General features: G+C 27.5%; 18 protein-coding genes. All 18 read left to right on the top strand.

Going from position 1 to position 15,591, the window contains the following annotated elements:
- Window positions 1-73 precede the first annotated feature (73 nt).
- The 18 genes from deoC (at window position 74) to ABUA17_RS04340 (ending at window position 15,581) form a co-directional block, all read left to right on the top strand.
- Window positions 74-748 carry a deoxyribose-phosphate aldolase gene (deoC, locus tag ABUA17_RS04425; RefSeq protein ID WP_042396463.1) on the top strand — a complete coding sequence of 225 codons (675 nt, stop codon included), beginning with the start codon at window positions 74-76 and terminating at the stop codon, window positions 746-748.
- Between the two features lie 179 nt (window positions 749-927).
- Window positions 928-3,237, top strand: a complete 2,310-nt coding sequence (locus tag ABUA17_RS04420; protein WP_042396461.1) for an AAA family ATPase — start codon at window positions 928-930, stop codon at window positions 3,235-3,237.
- Window positions 3,238-3,435: 198 nt separating this feature from the next.
- Entirely contained in the window at window positions 3,436-3,771 is a 336-nt protein-coding gene (gene spoIIAA / locus ABUA17_RS04415; RefSeq protein WP_042396521.1) for an anti-sigma F factor antagonist, read from the top strand.
- Between the two features lie 16 nt (window positions 3,772-3,787).
- Complete coding sequence (gene spoIIAB, locus ABUA17_RS04410; RefSeq protein WP_042396459.1) at window positions 3,788-4,210, top strand: anti-sigma F factor; 423 nt, start codon at window positions 3,788-3,790, stop codon at window positions 4,208-4,210.
- Window positions 4,211-4,227: 17 nt separating this feature from the next.
- Window positions 4,228-4,986, top strand: coding sequence for an RNA polymerase sporulation sigma factor SigF (gene sigF, locus ABUA17_RS04405; RefSeq protein WP_042396457.1), 759 nt, complete (start codon window positions 4,228-4,230; stop codon window positions 4,984-4,986).
- Window positions 4,987-5,140: 154 nt separating this feature from the next.
- Window positions 5,141-5,617 (top strand): stage V sporulation protein AC, encoded by a 477-nt coding sequence (spoVAC, locus tag ABUA17_RS04400; protein ID WP_042396454.1) that lies wholly within the window; start codon window positions 5,141-5,143, stop codon window positions 5,615-5,617.
- 16 nt (window positions 5,618-5,633) lie between these two features.
- A complete protein-coding gene (gene spoVAD, locus ABUA17_RS04395; protein WP_288160878.1) occupies window positions 5,634-6,650 on the top strand; it encodes a stage V sporulation protein AD in 1,017 nt (338 codons plus the stop codon).
- Between the two features lie 23 nt (window positions 6,651-6,673).
- On the top strand, window positions 6,674-7,030 hold the full coding sequence (gene spoVAE, locus ABUA17_RS04390) for a stage V sporulation protein AE (RefSeq protein ID WP_042396451.1): 357 nt from the start codon (window positions 6,674-6,676) through the stop codon (window positions 7,028-7,030).
- A gap of 120 nt (window positions 7,031-7,150) precedes the next feature.
- Entirely contained in the window at window positions 7,151-7,309 is a 159-nt protein-coding gene (locus tag ABUA17_RS04385; protein ID WP_070098841.1) for a DUF1540 domain-containing protein, read from the top strand.
- 140 nt (window positions 7,310-7,449) lie between these two features.
- Window positions 7,450-7,866: a flavodoxin gene (locus ABUA17_RS04380; protein WP_042396450.1), complete on the top strand. Its 417-nt coding sequence runs from the start codon at window positions 7,450-7,452 to the stop codon at window positions 7,864-7,866.
- A gap of 8 nt (window positions 7,867-7,874) precedes the next feature.
- Complete coding sequence (locus ABUA17_RS04375; protein ID WP_154820580.1) at window positions 7,875-8,513, top strand: DUF3793 family protein; 639 nt, start codon at window positions 7,875-7,877, stop codon at window positions 8,511-8,513.
- Window positions 8,514-8,531: 18 nt separating this feature from the next.
- On the top strand, window positions 8,532-8,816 hold the full coding sequence (locus ABUA17_RS04370) for a DUF2325 domain-containing protein (protein WP_042396448.1): 285 nt from the start codon (window positions 8,532-8,534) through the stop codon (window positions 8,814-8,816).
- A 196-nt stretch (window positions 8,817-9,012) separates the two neighbouring features.
- Window positions 9,013-10,812: an ABC transporter ATP-binding protein/permease gene (locus tag ABUA17_RS04365; protein ID WP_042396446.1), complete on the top strand. Its 1,800-nt coding sequence runs from the start codon at window positions 9,013-9,015 to the stop codon at window positions 10,810-10,812.
- Between the two features lies 1 nt (window position 10,813).
- Window positions 10,814-12,484, top strand: a complete 1,671-nt coding sequence (locus ABUA17_RS04360; RefSeq protein ID WP_154820581.1) for an amino acid ABC transporter ATP-binding/permease protein — start codon at window positions 10,814-10,816, stop codon at window positions 12,482-12,484.
- 137 nt (window positions 12,485-12,621) lie between these two features.
- Window positions 12,622-12,921, top strand: coding sequence for a nitrous oxide-stimulated promoter family protein (locus ABUA17_RS04355; RefSeq protein ID WP_042396442.1), 300 nt, complete (start codon window positions 12,622-12,624; stop codon window positions 12,919-12,921).
- Window positions 12,922-12,983: 62 nt separating this feature from the next.
- Window positions 12,984-13,400, top strand: a complete 417-nt coding sequence (locus tag ABUA17_RS04350; RefSeq protein ID WP_042396439.1) for a YbaN family protein — start codon at window positions 12,984-12,986, stop codon at window positions 13,398-13,400.
- 42 nt (window positions 13,401-13,442) lie between these two features.
- Complete coding sequence (locus ABUA17_RS04345; protein ID WP_042396437.1) at window positions 13,443-13,763, top strand: hypothetical protein; 321 nt, start codon at window positions 13,443-13,445, stop codon at window positions 13,761-13,763.
- 120 nt (window positions 13,764-13,883) lie between these two features.
- Window positions 13,884-15,581, top strand: coding sequence for a ComEC/Rec2 family competence protein (locus tag ABUA17_RS04340; protein WP_154820582.1), 1,698 nt, complete (start codon window positions 13,884-13,886; stop codon window positions 15,579-15,581).
- Window positions 15,582-15,591: the final 10 nt, after the last annotated feature.

Here is a 15,591-nt window from a genome sequence, read left to right as displayed (position 1 = left end):
CCAATCTGTAGTACATCAATTATAATAGATAGGGGCTACTTAAGAAAAATTTCAAATAAATGGAGGTATTATAATGGATAAGGCACAAATAGCTAGAATGATTGACCACACAATATTAAAAGCGGAAGCAACTGAAAAGGAAGTTTTAAAACTTTGTAAAGAGGCAGTTGAGTATAATTTTGCTTCAGTTTGTATAAATCCATCAATGGTTCCTGTTGCAGCAACTGCTTTAGAAGGAACTGACGTTGAAGTTTGTACTGTAATAGGTTTTCCTTTAGGGGCAACTACTACAGAAGTTAAAGCCTTTGAAACAAAAGATGTTATTGAAAAAGGTGCTACAGAAGTAGATATGGTTATAAACGTAGGAAAATTAAAGGAAAGAGATTTAGAATACGTTAAAAATGATATTAAGGCAGTTGTTGAAGCTGCTAAAGGAAAGGCACTTACTAAGGTAATAATAGAAACTTGCCTTTTAACTGATGAGGAAAAGGTTATTGCTTGTCAATTATCAAAAGAAGCTGGAGCTGATTTTGTTAAGACATCTACTGGATTCTCAACAGGGGGAGCAACAGCAGCAGATATTAAGCTTATGAGAGAAACTGTTGGCCCTGATATGGGTGTTAAAGCATCAGGTGGAGTTAGAAGCAGAGAAGATGCTTTAGCAATGATTGAAAATGGTGCTACAAGAATAGGGGCATCAGCTTCAATTGCTATATGTGAAGGAACAAAATCAAATTCAAATTATTAATATAAAATTAATAAAAAGGAAGCATATATTTGCTTCCTTTTTATTATATTTAAAAATATATCAAAAAAATTAAATTTTATTGCTTAAATTAATTATATAAGAATATTAATATAATATATATCATTCTAAGGAAGGCAAAACTATTTAAATTAATAGTTTATGACCTTAGTGGGAGGGTTATGAAAAGAGAGTTAGCTCCATCAGAAATAAAATTCAATATACCATTAACAGAAAGCAAACTTGAAGAAAATACAAAAGGCATTAAAGAGTTTGATGAAGCGTATAAAAAAATAGAAAGGGCAATCACTATAGATAAAGAGGGATACAATCTTTATTTAATAGATACCTTTTCAAAAGATAAATTAAAGGATTTAACGTCTTTTATTGAAAATACGTATAAGGATTTAGAAGCACCTAGAGATATATGTTATGTTACATTAGAAGATGTAAATAAGCCAGAAGCAATATTTGTTGCAAATGGTAAAGGGAATAAATTAAAGGAAACAGTTGATGAAATTAAAAATTCTTATTTAGAAGTTGTAGATGACTTTTATGGTGATTCTAGCAATGATGAAAAGGATTATTTAGTTGAAGATATACAAAATAGAAGAAATAATTATTTAGATGAATTAACTAAAATGGCAAAGGCAGAAGGTTTTGAAGTAAAAGCAACAACTAAAGGATTTGCATTTATACCACTAAGTGGTGATGAAGCCATGAGTGAAAAGGAATATGATAATTTAGAAACAGAAAATAAAAATGTTATAGTTACTAAAGCAGGTACATTAAAAAGAAAGGCAGAGACTATTTTAGAAGAACTTAAGGATATTGAAGTAAAATCTATTAAAAAATTAAAAAAGATATATTCTAAGTTTTTATCTACTCAAATGGAAGAAGAAAAGGATGAAGCTCTTTTAGAATTTATAACTGATGATGATTCATATGAATATCTAGAAAGACTATTTACATGTATTGAAGAAGATTTAATTGATTGTTATACAATGAGTATAGAAGATGATGAAAATGAAATATATGAAATTTTGAATAAATATGATGTAAGAGTTATTGTAGATAATACTAATAACACTTCACCACCAGTTATTTATGAAGAAGACCCTAATTTAAATAATTTAATTGGATTAATAGAGTATGAAAATCATAATGGAATGTATACAACAAATATTTCATTGATTAGTGCAGGATCTATATTAAAGGCAAATGGTGGATGTCTTATTATAAGGTTAAATTCATTAGCTGTTAATAACTTAAGTTATTATTATTTAAAGAAAATACTAATTTCAAATAAGGTTTCTTTTGATACAAATAAGAGTTATTTAGATTTTATTAATATTAATGGATTAAAGCCACAATCAATTCCAGTTAAAGTAAAAGTAATTTTAATTGGTGATTATGAAACTTACGATCTTTTGTACAATTCAGATGAAGACTTTAAAAAGTTATTTCCTTTAAGAGCTGAATTTTCTCCAGTAGTTAAAGTTAATGAAGATTCAATTGCTGGAATAAAAAAAATAATAGATAAAAAGATTAGAAAGAATGAGTTGTTTAATATTAGTGATGAAGGTATGAACGAACTTTTGAAGTATCTATGTAGGAAGAGTAGTAGCAGAAAGAGAATTCTTGCAGAAGAAGATGATATTGATAAATTATTGGTTTTATCAAATAATAACGCTAGAGAAGAAAAGAGAATGGAAATATTAAAAGATGATATACTTGCAGTTGCTTATGAACAGGAATTAATCGAAGAAGAATTTATGAGTATGTATGAAGATGATAAAATTGTTATAGAAGTTAAGGGACGAAAAGTTGGTGCTATTAATGGATTAGCAGTTTTAGATAATGGATATTGTACATTTGGGAAGCCAATGAGAATTACTTGTGTTGCTTATAAAGGTATGGGAAGGATATTCGATATACAAAAAGAAAGTAATTTAAGTGGTAAGATTCATGAGAAATCAATAAGCATATTAAAAGGATTATTGACAAATCTTTTAAATCCTTATGAAAATATCCCTGTAGATTTTCATTTGAGTTTTGAACAAACTTATGGAATGGTAGAGGGAGATAGTGCATCTGTTGCAGAGATTATTTGTATATTATCAGCTTTAAGTAAAAAAGGAATCAAACAAAATATTGCTGTTACAGGATCAATTAATCAATTTGGTGATGTTCAACCTATTGGCGGAGTAAATGAAAAAATTGAAGGATTTTTTAAAGTTTGCAGTATTTTAGACACCTTTGAAGGTAAGGGGGTATTGATTCCAGAAGCTAATAAAGACGAATTAATATTAAAAGCAGAGGTAGAAGAGGCAATTATTAATGGTAAGTTCCATATTTACACTATGAATAATTTAAATGATGCAATAGAAACGCTTCTTTTATCTGATAGTGAAGGTATTGATGATTTTTATGTTAATTTACAAACAGAAATTGATAAATATAAGGATAAGGAAAAGGAAGATATCAAGTAGTGTAATAATAAAGTCGGCTTATGCCGACTTTATTATTTAGTAGGAATATTAACTTGAAGATATAACTTTTAAATAGTGATATCCATAAAAAGGTAAAAAGTCATTGACTACAAAACAAATATTATGTTAAAATTATGGAAAAAGAAGGAAAAGATAGGAGGTATAAGCTCTAAATATTTATCTTTAGAGTTAATTTTTATGTTTTTGAAATTTAATAAAATTAATGATAAATTAGTAGTTACACTTGTTGGTGAATTAGATCATCATAGTGCTGAAGAAGTTAGAGTTAAGATAGATGATAGAATAGAAAGAGACAATATAAAAAAGGTTATTATGGATTTTAAAGAAGTTACCTTTATGGATAGTTCAGGAATTGGTGTTGTTATAGGAAGACTTAAGAAGGTACAAAATAGGGATGGAAAAGTATGTATAACCAATGTAAATAAAAGGGTTGATAAGGTATTTACACTTTCAGGACTTTATAAAATAATAACTGTTTATAATAATGTAGATGAAGCACTTGAGAGTATTTAATGGAGGGATTAAAAATATGGAAGAAAATAGAGTATGTATAGAATTTGAAAGTAGGTCTCAAAATGAAGGTTTTGCCAGAGTTGCTGTATCAGCTTTTGTTTCTCAATTAGATCCAACTATAGAAGAAATAGCAGATGTTAAGACTGCAGTATCAGAGGCTGTAACTAATTCTATTATTCATGGTTATGAAAATGATAAAAAGGGTATAATTAAAATAGAATCTACAATTTGTGGAAAAGAAGTAACAATTACAGTAAAAGATTATGGAAAAGGAATAGATAATATTGATCAGGCAAGGGAACCCCTTTATACTTCAAGACCAGACCTTGAAAGATCAGGAATGGGATTTACAGTAATGGAAAGTTTTATGGATACTTTAGAGGTTGAAAGCGAAAGGGGAAAAGGAACTAAAATTACAATGACAAAAAAATTTAGTTAACATGTTAGGGGAGATTTATGGAAAAGGGTGAAGTAAAAAAAGAAAGAGTAAGCTATGAGGAAAATTCACAGCTATTACCTTTGGCTAAAGCAGGTGATACAAATGCCATGAACAAGCTCATAGAAGCTAATTTGCCTTTAGTAACTTCTATAAGTAAAAAATTTATGAATAGAGGATATGAATATGAGGATATTTATCAAATTGGATGCATGGGACTTGTTAAGGCTATAAAAAACTTTGATGATAAATATAATGTTAAATTTTCAACTTATGCTGTTCCTATGATAATTGGTGAAATAAAGAGATTTATTAGAGATGATGGAATAATAAAAGTTAGTAGAAATGTAAAAAGTTTAGCTAAAAAACTTCATTTTGATAAAGAAGCTTTAACTAAAAAATTAAATAGGGATCCGACAATTGAGGAATTAGCTGAATTCTCTAAAATGAATAAGGAAGAAATACTATTTGCATTAGAATCTTCTGCAAGTATGCAATATCTTTATGAAGTAATTCATCAAGATGATGGTTCTCCGGTGCTGTTAATTGATAAGCTAAGTGAAAATGCAGTTGAAGATAAAAATATTACTGAAAAAATTGCTTTAAAAGAAGCTTTAAGAAATTTAGATACAAAATCAAGACAAATAATAGTACTTAGATATTTTAAGGATAAGACACAAATACAGGTAGCAAAAATGTTAGGTATAAGTCAGGTACAAGTTTCGAGAATTGAAAAGAAAGTACTTCAAGAAATGAGAAAACAATTAGATGAAGGATGAACAAATGAAAAAGAATAATACAAAAGTAATTAAAATATAAAATAATCTATATTAAATAAATTATTATTTAATATAGATTATTTTTTTTTGTAATTTAATTTTGCTTTGGAGGAATACTATACATATTCAATAAAATATACAAGGAGATATTCTTATGAGTAAAAGAGCACAAAAAGAAGAAAAAATATTACAAGAATTTCAAACAATTTCTAAGGAGATGGCTCCTAAACCAAAGTATTTTAAAAATATTATTTTGGCATTTATTGTTGGTGGTATTATTTGTACCATAGGACAATTTATTTTAAATATGCTATTGAAATTTGGAGTAGAAGAAGAGGCTGCAAAGCAATGGCTACCAATAATAATGATATTTATAGGAGCATTGTTAACTGGATTTGGAGTATATGATAAAATTGCATCTTTTGCAGGAGCCGGAACAGTAGTGCCAATTACAGGGTTCTCAAATGCAGTAGTTTCTCCAGCAATAGAATTTAAGAAAGAAGGATTTGTTTTTGGAGTTGCAGCAAAGATGTTTACAATTGCAGGTCCAGTTCTTGTCTATGGTATAGGAACATCAGTAATTATTGGACTTGTTTATTATGTTCTTGGTTTATTAGGAATTGTTCAATAAGGAGGTATGTAAAATTATGGCTGTTAAAGATAAAAAGGTTGGAAAGCAAACAATAAAATTAGAAAATCCACCTAAAATTATTTCAACTTATTCCATAGTAGGTCCGAAAGAAGGTGATGGACCTTTAAAAGATTATTTTCATGAAATAATTAGTGATGATACATTAGGTAAAGATAGTTTTGAAAAAGCTGAATCTGAAATGATGTATACAGCAATAAAGGGTGCTATAAGCGCAGCTAATTTAACAGAAGAAAAAATAGATTATTTATTTGCAGGTGATTTGTTAAATCAAATAACATCATCAAGTTTTGCAGCTAGAGAACTTAATATTCCATTTATAGGATTATATGGAGCATGTTCTACAATGTCAGAATCATTAAGTATGGCATCTTTATTTTTAGACGGGGGATTTGGAAGTTATATTGTTGCTTCAACATCTTCACACTTTAGTGCAGCTGAAAGACAATTTAGATTTCCATTAGAATATGGTTGTCAAAGATGCCCAACATGCCAATGGACAGTTACTGGTTCTGGAGCTATGGTATTAGGAAGAAGTGGGAATTATCCTAGAGTTACTTATGTTACAACAGGACTAGTAAAAGATTATGGAATAAAGGATGCTAATAATATGGGTGCAGCTATGGCACCGGCAGCTGTAGATACTATATATAATCACTTTAAGGATACAGGTAGAACACCTAAAGACTATGATATTATTGCAACAGGAGATTTAGGAAAGGTAGGAAAAGAAATTACTACTAAGCTACTTGCAGAATATGGTTATGATGTTAAGGATAATTATATTGATTGTGGAGATATGATTTTTGATGATGAAAGACAAAAGACTGATTCAGGCGGAAGTGGATGTGGCTGTTCTGCAGTTGTTACCTGTGGATATTTATATAAAAAATTAATGAGAAGAGAAATTAAAAGTGTATTATTAGTTTCAACTGGCGCATTAATGAGTACTACATCATCTCTTCAAGGTGAGTCTATTCCGGGAATAGCGCATGCAGTTGCTATTGAATTTTAATAAGAAATTGGAGGGAATTTACAATGGACTATGTTAGTGCATTTATTGTTGGTGGATTGATATGTGTTGTTGCTCAAATATTAATGGATACAACAAAACTAACTCCTGCAAGAATATTAGTTATTTTTGTAACATTAGGAGCTATTCTTGGGGGATTTGGTATTTATGATAAGTTAATTGAAATTGGAGGTGCTGGAGCTACAATTCCATTACCGAGCTTTGGTAATTCACTAGCTGATGCCGCAATAAAGGGAGTCAAAGAAGATGGATTGCTTGGGGCATTTACAGGTGGAATTAAGGGTGCAGCTGGAGGTATTACTGCATCAATCTTTTTTGGATACTTAATGGCTCTTATATTTAATCCTAAAACAAAAAAATAAGTTAAATTATACATATTATATAATAATTTAAGCAGTAAAATTGTTGATAATTATTATCAAGAATAATATTAAATTATAAGGTAAAAATAATAGGGTAATGAAGATGAGGAGGTGAATGTTATGGCTAAGAATCCAAGTATTAAATGTAGTGTACAACAATGTAAACATCATGATTGTTCAGAAAATTATTGTACATTAAATTCAATAACTGTTGGTACTCACGAAGCAAATCCAACAGTAGTTGAATGTACAGATTGCCAATCTTTTGTACTAAAATAAGAGAAATAAAGATGATATTAATTTTAATATCATCTTTTTTTATGAAGTATTTTAGAGATATATATTGACAAAGAACTGGTAATAATATAATATAATAATTAATTGAGAATGAATATCAATATTATTTAGGGGGAGAGGAAATGAAGATAGTTTATTATTCAGGTACAGGAAACACAGAAAAAATGGCAAATTTAATTGCTAAAGGGATAGTGAGCGGAGGAAAAGATGCAGAAGTAGTTAATGTTTCTGCAGCTGGATTAGATATTTTTGATAATGAAGATGTTGTTATATTAGGATGCCCTGCTATGGGAGATGAAGTTTTAGAAGAAGGTGAATTTGAACCTTTTATTGAAGGAATATCTTCTAAGATTTCTGGTAAAAAGGTTGCTTTATTTGGATCGTATGGATGGGGTGATGGCCAATGGATGAGAGATTGGCAAGAGAGAATGGAGTCTTTAGGTTGTACATTAATTGATGATGGTTTAATTATTAATTATGAACCAGAAGATGAATCTCCTGAGTGCATAAATTTTGGTCTTAAAATAGCAAAGGTATAGTATAAGATTTGAAACAAGTAGAATTTTATAAAAGTCTTTCTAAAATGGAGGATAGAGAGTGCATTGAAAAATTTTTAATTTACAATGCCTCTCTGGTAATTTCAGGAGTAAAACCATCAGCAACTATTACTATAAAAAAAGATAATGACAACCTATATGATAAATGGATAAAGTATGGAATAAGCTTTTTAAAGAAGATTGATATTCAATATATAAATTTAAGAGAATGTGATAATGCATTAATTATATTAATATATAATGAAAAAAAATTAGAAAATTACGTATTAAAAAAAGAGAATAAAGAATTTTTATTACAGCTAGGATATTGTAATGAAGGTGATATTAATGATCATTTATTAAAATTAAAAGAAAGATACAAACAGTTTAATTGTCCACATGAATTAGGTGTATTTTTAGGATTTCCTTTGAATGATGTTAAGGACTTTATGAATTGTAAAGAAAAGAAATGTTTAACTTGCGGTTACTGGCTTGTATATAATGATTTACATGAAGCAAAGAAAACTTTTCATAAATATGACAAAGTGAAGGAACATACAGTAAGTTATATATTAAATGGGGATTCATCCTATAAGGTTGCTTACAGCATAAAGAATTTATTTAACGAGTTGGAAAGTATTAATATATAAAAGAAAAAGGAGAAAAATATGAGTGTAGTTATTGTTGGTGGTCATGATAAAATGAGCAAAGAATATATTAAGGTATGTAAGAAATATAATTGTAAAGCGAAAGTTTTTACTCAAATGGAAACTGGATTAAAAGATAAAATAGGAATGCCAGATGCTGTAATATTATTAACTGATGTTGTATCACATAAACTTGTGTTAACAGCAAAGAGAGAGGCTGATAAGAAAAATATTATGGTTATAAGAAATCATAAAAGTACAATTAATGCAGTAGAATCACTAATAAAGCAAATAGTATTAAATTAAAAGAGATAAATATGATAATTGTGTATATGAGATTCCTCTAGTTATAATTAATAGTTATATATAGAGGGATTTTTATTTTTTGTAAAAAAAGTATTGAAAATAATTATCAATTGGGTTATAGTGTTTTAAGTGATAATAGAAATCATTTGAAATAATATTTCAAATGATTTGAGTATTCAAAGGAGGAAATGATATTATGATGATTAATAAAAGGTTGATAAACCTTTGTAAAGAGTCAAAAAAGTATATAGCTTTAACTATATTAGTAAATTGGATTTCAGTTTTATGTAATATTATTACCATAATATTAATAGGGCAATTTATTAATAAGATTTATATTGGACAAAGATTAAACGTTGATGGTAATAATATTTTAGGGGCAATGATGGAATTTAATGTTTGGGGACCAATTTCATTATTAGCTGCAATTGTAATAATAGCAATTTTATTAAGTCTAAGATATTCTTGTAATATTTTATATGCTAAATTTTCAAATGCTGCATCAGCAAATGCTAGAGTAACGTTAAGAGAACTTATTTATAAAAAATTATTAAAACTAGGAACAGGTTATACTTCAGTTGAAAGTACATCGGCAGTAGTTCAAGTATCTGTTGAAGGAATTGAGCAACTTGAAATATATTTTGGAAAATACTTATCTCAATTTTTCTACGCTCTTTTAGTTCCTGTAACATTATTTGTATTTATGAGTTTTATATCATTTAAAGCAGCACTAGTATTTATACTTTGTGTACCACTTATTCCTGTATCGATTATTGCAATAATGAAAATTGCTAAGAGAATATTAAAAGATTATTGGAAGTCTTATTCAGATTTAGGTGGAACATTCTTAGAAAATCTTCAAGGGTTAACTACGTTAAAAGTATTTAATATTGATGAAGAACGTCATGAAAAAATGAATGTAGAAGCAGAAAAATTTAGAAAAATAACAATGAAAGTTTTAAGTATGCAACTTAATTCTATTACAATAATGGATTTAGTAGCATTTGGTGGAGCTGCTGCAGGAACTATAGTTGCATTAATTCAATTTAAAAATGGACAAATTCCAGTAGGTAGCTTACTTATAATAATTTTACTTTCATCTGAATTCTTTATACCACTTAGATTATTGGGTTCATACTTCCATATAGCTATGAATGGTATGGCAGCAAGTGATAGAATGTTTGGTATTTTAGATGCAGAAGAAAGACAAAAAGATGTTGAAACAAATGAAAATATTAAATTAGATGAAGTTAGAGTTAGTCTAAAAAATGTTGATTTTAGTTATGATGGTGAAAGAGAAGTATTAAAAAATATTAATATGGATATTACACCAGGTGGATTAGTTGCAATAGTAGGTGAAAGTGGTTCTGGTAAGAGTACAATTGCTTCACTTATTTTAAATAATCATAAAGTAACTAAGGGAGAAATTGATATTAATGATACAAATATAGAAAAAATATCATTAGATAATATTTATGGAAATATAGCATTAGTTTCTACTAACAGTTACATTTTTAATGGAACTATTTTAGACAATTTATTAATGGCTAAAAAGGATGCCTCTGAAGAGGAAATTAATAATGCATTAAAGACTGCAAGATTATATGATTTTGTAAAAGGATTAAAAGATGGATTATTAACTGATGTAGGTCAAGCTGGTAGTGCATTATCTGGCGGACAAAAGCAAAGATTAGCACTAGCAAGGGTTATTTTAGCTGATAGACCAATGATTATATTTGATGAAGCAACTTCTAATATAGATGTTGAAAGTGAAGAAAGTATTTGGGAAGCAATTTATGAGCTTTCTAAGGATAAAACTATATTAGTAATTTCGCATAGGTTAGCTAACGTAACAGAAGCTAAAAATATTTATGTTATGAATAAAGGGATTTTAGTTGAAAATGGAACTCATGATGAGTTAATGAAAAATGAATCATGCTACTATGAGATGGTTAATAAACAAAATGAATTAGAAATGATAAGGGAGGTTTGCTAATATGAAAAGAAGATCAGGCTTCCAAATAATGAAGAGATTAATTGTTGAATTAAAACCATTAGCTCCAATTATGGCAATAACTATAAGTATGGGGGTTGTTGGTTTCTTAGCTGCAATAGCAATAGCAAGCTTTGGTGCAATAGCTATAGGGGCTTTTATAGGTGATATTACATTTATAAGCTTTACAGGAGCCATGGTAGTTATGGCTGTAAGTGCAGTTTTAAGAGGATTTTTAAGGTATGGTGAACAGTTATCAGGACATTATATTGCATTTAAAATACTTTATATATTAAGAGATAAAATATTTGCTAAGCTTAGAAAATTAGCACCTGCAAAGTTAGAAGGTCAGGAAAAAGGAAATCTTATATCATTAATTACTTCTGATATAGAGCTTTTAGAAGTTTTCTATGCTCATACTATAGCTCCAATATCAATTGCAATAATAACAAACAGTATCATTTCAATAATACTATATGTTATAAATCCATGGTTTGGAATATTATCAGTTATATTCTTCTTAACTGTTGGATTTGTAATACCATATGCTTCTTCAAGCTTAGGTAAAGAAGCTGGAGTTAGATATAGAAATATGTTTGGTGAATGTAATAATTATATACTTGATTCTTTAAGAGGATTAAAGGAAGTTTTACTATTTAAATCTGGTGATGAAAGATTAAATGAAATTAATTCAAAATCACATAGAATAAATGAAAGCCTTGATAAAATTAAAGAACATGAAGGTATAATAAGAGCCATTACAGATTTAACTATAATGATTGCAATATTAACTTTTGTTGGTGTTGGATTTGCACAATATTCAGTTGGAAATATATCATTTACATGGATGCTTGTTGGAATAGTAATAATAGCATCATCATTTGGTCCGGTAGTTGCATTAAGTAACCTTTCAAATACATTACTTCAAACTTTTGCTTGTGCAGAAAGATTATTTGATTTAATTGATGAGGAACCACATGTAGAAGAAGTAGCAGATGGACATGAAATAAAAGGTGAATCAATAGCGTATGATAATGTAACATTCTCTTATCCTAATAGAAAAGAAAAGATTTTTGATACTGCATCAGTTGATATTAAAAAAGGTGATAAAATTGCACTTATTGGTGAAAGTGGAATAGGTAAGAGTACATTTGTTAAACTTATGATGAGATTCTGGGATGTTAATGACGGAAAAATTAATCTTGATAATAAGAACATTAAAGAGGTTAATACAACATCACTTAGAAATAGTCAAACTTTAGTAAGTCAAGAAACATATTTATTTAATGAATCTATATTAGACAATATAAAGATAGGAAATCCAAAAGCTTCAAAGGAAGAAGTTATAAAGGCAGCTAAAATGGCTTCTATACATGACTTTATTGAAACTTTACCTAAGGGATATGATACAAAAGTTGGGGAACTTGGAGGAAATCTTTCTTCAGGGGAAAAACAAAGAATTGGATTAGCAAGAGCATTTTTAAGTAATGGAGATGTTTTAATACTAGATGAACCTACAAGTAATTTAGATACATTAAATGAAGGTGAAATATTAAAGTCAATAAAAGAAAACTGTGAAGATAAGACAATAGTACTTATTTCACATAGAAAATCAACAACTGCTGTTTGTAATAAGACTTATAAGCTTGAAAATAGCAAGTTAGTAGTAAGCTAATTTAAATGGAAGGCTGTATTGCTATGTAATATGAACATACTTAAGAAATTGGGCAAAGGTTCATTTTAACAAATACAGCCTTTTATTAGAAAGCTATATGATAATGATTATCATTAATAGATTAGGAGAAAATTTATATGGGAAAAATTGATAGGGAAAAAAAGACAATAAAGCTAATGATAGATATATATTGTCAAAAGAAGCATGGGAATAAAAAAGGTGAGCTTTGTGAGGAATGTGCAGAGTTATTAGAGTATGCCCATAAAAGATTAAGTTTTTGTAAGTTTGGAGAAAACAAATCAACTTGCTCAAGATGTCCTATTCATTGCTATAAAAAGGACATGAAGGAAAAAGTTAAAGAAGTAATGAAGTTTTCGGGACCAAGACTTATTATTTATAATCCTCTAGAACTTATTAGACATGCATTAAATAAGTAATGGGTATTATCAAAGTATAAAGATTAGGAAATATAAAATTAATAATTTAAAGGGGAGTAAACATGAATAAGGCAAAGAAGTATTTTTATATAACTTTAGGATTTTTAGCACTTGGAATAGGTCTTATAGGTGTAATATTGCCTATATTACCAACAACACCATTTTTATTAGTAACATCATTTTGTTTTGCAAGGGGATCTGAGAGATTTCATACTTGGTTTACAAATTCTAATATTTATAAGAAGCATCTAGAGAGTTTCGTTAAAGAAAGGGCTATGACACTAAAGCAAAAGGTTGTATTATTAAGCTTTGTCAATTTTATGTTAGCTTTTCCTTTAATTTTAGTGGATGTATTACCTATGAGAATAACTATTATTGTATTAATAATAATTAAATTATATTATTTTACATTTAAGGTTAGGACAATTTCTCCAGAAGAAAAGAAAGATATGGAAGCTTCAAAAGGGGAAATGGCTTAGTAGAATATAAACTTATAAAAGAGAAAGTAGGAAGTTGTAACAATGGAAAGAATATCATCTATGTTTTTTTGCTTATCATTATTAATTTATTATATATTAAAATTATTTAAGGTAAAAAAGAGTATATGCGTAAAAACACATATAGTTTTAGGAAGTATATCAGTTTTGGCTATGATAGCTGAATTTATTTTAAGAATTGGACAAGAAGGATTTATAAAGTATATTGGTTTTGCAGTTATTATGATTGTAATTGGAATAACTGGAGTTATGATGAAAAATAACTATAAATTATATAAGAAAATCCATATTATATTTACTATAGGGTTCTTTGTATATTTACCTATAGCTATTAAATTTCTGTAATTAATAAAAAATAATATTATAAATTATTATAGGCTTTACAAGTAAGTAAAGTCTTTTTTTTGTGTTTGTGATTTATATAATGGAAATTTGGTAATGCTTATTTAATGAGGTGTTGCTCAAATGAATATCAATAAATATAAGGATTTAAGCAATCCGTTAGTATATATTTTTATTACATTTATATTATCGTCTATTTCATATGAAGCATATAGCAAGAATAAGTTGATGGGAGTTTTTTATGTATGTAGTTTTTTTGCCTTTATATTATATTTTAAGGGTATAAAGATAACCATATTAATCTTTCTATTTTTTGTTGTAGCTTTAAATAATAACATATGGTTTTATTCTTATATTCCTAAGGATATAGAGGCTATTAGGATAACTAATATTAGTAATTATTATTATGCTAAAGGAGAAATTAACGGGCGTATAGTAAATTTATATAATATTAATCAAGAAATTAATGTTGGTGATAAATTAATTGCAAGAGGGGAGTTTAGCAAGGATATAAATATTGTAAAAGGAATAGTAGGAGATTATAAAATAGAAGAATATTACATAGAGAAAGATGATATTATTTCTAAGTTTTATAAAAGAAGAGAAGAATTATTTAATAAAATAAGTGAAAAGCTAGGTAGAAGAAAAGCAGCGTTGATTACTTCAGTATCAGTTGGATATAAAAGTGAATTAGATGAGGATCATAAGAGTTTAATGAAAAATTTAGGTATATCTCATGCTATTTCAATATCAGGATTACATTTAGCATTAGTATATAGTATTTTAAAAAGAATATTTGGAGTTAAATTAAGTTTGGTTATAGCATTTGCTTATGTGCTATTTACAGGGGCACCAGCTTCGGCTGTAAGAGCTTATATAATGATATTGATATTAAACCTTGGAATGGTTGTTAAACGTAATTATAGCCCTCTAGCAGCCTTGTCGCTTGCAGGTATAATAATTATACTTATAAAGCCATATGATATTTATAATTTAGGATTTATATTATCTTTTTTAGCAACACTAGGAATAATATTATTTAGTAAAAAATTAAATAAAAAGCTTTATAGGCTACCTAATTTATTCAGAAGTACAATTGCAATTTCAATTAGTGCTCAAATACTAACCTTTCCTATAATTTTATTGTATTTTAATGAAATATCCTTAAATTTTATAATTGGTAATATCATAGTTGTTCCATTTATTAATATATTAGTTGTCTTTGGAAATTGTCTTGTATTCTTTGAGTATATTCCTATTTTATTTAATTTTAGTTTGTATATTTGTCATTATATAATTAAATACATAGATGTTATTATGTATAAACTTGATAGTTTTTCTTTTGGCTTAGTTTATTTACATTATACTATTGCTTATTTTTATGTAGGGATACTAGTAACATATTATTTTTATAGAAAAGGATTTAAAGTGTTTTTATATTATCCTTTAATTATAGGAATATATACATTTTTATTAATATATAGTCCTTTTCTTAAAATAAAATATTATAATGATGGAGCACTTTTAATAAGTTATAGAGGGGAGCGGGTTTTGATTCAAACCAAGGAAAAGGTTGATGAAGAAAAATTAAAAGCTGTATGTCTTACAAATAGTATATTAAATGATTTAAATAAGATTAAAATAGATAATAAAATAACTTTAACTAAAAAAGGTGAAAATTACATTTTAACTACAGATAAAAATGAATATTTGCTATTTGTGAATTATGAAAAAAATAATAATGATTATGATATAATAGATTTTAGAAAAGGTGATATAAATGAAATAACGTTATTTAATGATGAGGTTATTAACAATTAGTGAGGAGTGG

Origin of the sequence: Clostridium sp. RTP31139st1_H3_RTP31139_211217, from assembly GCF_040227035.1 — a bacterium.
GTDB classification, from domain to species: Bacteria; Bacillota; Clostridia; order Clostridiales; family Clostridiaceae; genus Clostridium; species Clostridium saudiense.
Note: the sequence above shows the minus strand (reverse complement) of the source record. Positions and strands in the feature narration are given on the sequence as shown.